Raw genomic sequence first — 1,711 nt, 5'->3', positions numbered from 1 at the left:
GCTGGTGATTAAGACTGGTCTTATGCAGGGACGCGAGGACGCGCAACGCGGGTATTTGGATGTGGAGGCACTGGCCGGAGAGTTGTTGGCTCCGGGCAGTGTCTTCGCATTTCTGGCCAAGCATCGGGGGCGGTTGTTCCCGGATTCGATGATGGAGGACCTGTTCCCGTCGCGGCGGGGCCGGCCGTCAGTTCCCGCTTCGGTGATCGGTTCGGTGCTGGTGCTGCAGGCGTTGCAGGGCCTCTCTGACCGGGAAACAGCCGAGGCGTTGACGTACGATCTGCGCTGGAAAGCCGCGTGCGGGTACGGACTGACCGATACGGCATTCCATCCGAGCACGCTGACGTACTGGCGCCGGCGGCTGGCGGCATCGAAGAACCCGCACCGGATCATGAAGGCCATCGCCGAGGTCGTTGCGGAAACCGGAGTCCTGGCGGGCAAGCGCCGGCGGGCGGTTGATTCAACAGTGTTGGATGACGCGGTCGCGAGGCAGGACACGATCACGCAGCTGATCGCAGCGGTGCGCCGCTTCGGCCGCGACATCCCCGGCGGCCAGGACCTGGTCGCCACCCACGCGAAGGGGTATGACTACACGCGCACCGGTAAGCCGGACATCGCCTGGGACGACCAGGATGCCAGGGACGGGCTGGTCTCGGCGCTGGTCACCGACGCCCTCGCCCTGCTGGCCGCGGTCGATCCCGAGACCTTGGAGGGCAGGGGGGCCGATGCGTACGCGCTGCTTGCACTGGTCGCCGGGCAGGACGTGGAACCGGCCGAGGACTCGGACGGGACCGACGGGCGGTGGCGGATCGCCCGGAAGGTCGCACCGGACCGGATGATCTCCACCGTGGACCCGGACACCCGGCACGCGCATAAGACCAGGTCCCGGCAGCAGGACGGATTCAAAGCCCACATTGTCATCGAGCCCGATACCGGGCTGATCACCGCCGCGGAGCTGACCAAGGCCTCCGGACCGGAGAACAGCGACGGGGCCGTCGGCGCCCGGCTGATCGGCATGGAGCCCACGATCGCCGGGACCAGCGTGGACGTCCTGGCAGACTCGGCCTACGGTTCCGGGGAAATGCTCGCCGCTCTCGCCGGCACCGGCCATACCCCGGTGATCAAACCCTGGCCGCTGCGCCCGGCCGTCGAAGGCGGGTTCACCCTCGATGATTTCACCGTCGATGAATCAGCCGGCACCGCGACCTGCCCGAACGGGCTTACGCGCAGGATCACCGCTAAGCGGCGGGTCACCTTCGGCGCCGCCTGCAGCAGCTGCCCGCTCCGGGCCCGGTGCACCGGCTCCCCACGCGGGCGCAAACTCGAACTGCACGAGCACGACGCCCTGCAGCGCGAACACCGGAAACGCGCCACGGACCCGGACTTCCAGCACGACTACCGCACCCACCGGCCCATGGTCGAACGGTCCATCGCCTGGGTCACCCGCGGCAACCGCCGCGTTCGGCACCGCGGCACAAACCAGAACAATGCCTGGCTGCAACTGCGGATTGCCGGGCTGAACCTGCGACGCCTCCTCGCGCTCGGACTTACCAGCGAAAAAGGATCCTGGGCCATCGCTTGAACGCGGGCACCACCTCAGGGCCTCCCGCCAGCGAAAACCGGACCCGCCACCCGGCGAACAACCCTCAAAAGCCCAGAAACAGGACCCGATGCTTCAATCACAGAACCCGAAACCACAAAAGGAAAGGGC

1 protein-coding gene is annotated in these 1,711 nt (G+C 67.6%); it reads left to right on the top strand.

Annotated elements, in window-relative coordinates; all coding sequences use genetic code 11:
* The first annotated feature begins 22 nt into the window (after positions 1-22).
* Positions 23-1,582, top strand: coding sequence for an IS1182 family transposase (locus tag AC6CHP_RS20680; RefSeq protein ID WP_498232038.1), 1,560 nt, complete (start codon positions 23-25; stop codon positions 1,580-1,582).
* Positions 1,583-1,711 lie beyond the last annotated feature (129 nt).

This window comes from Pseudarthrobacter sp. GQ63, assembly GCF_059758765.1.
The sequence above is the reverse complement of the archived record's forward strand: the minus strand, read 5'-3'. Positions and strand labels throughout refer to the sequence as shown.

Coding starts and splice junctions, on each gene's coding strand:
- AC6CHP_RS20680 (WP_498232038.1), top strand. CDS start 23: ATGCAGGGACGCGAGGACGCGCAACGCGGGTATTTGGATGTGGAGGCA.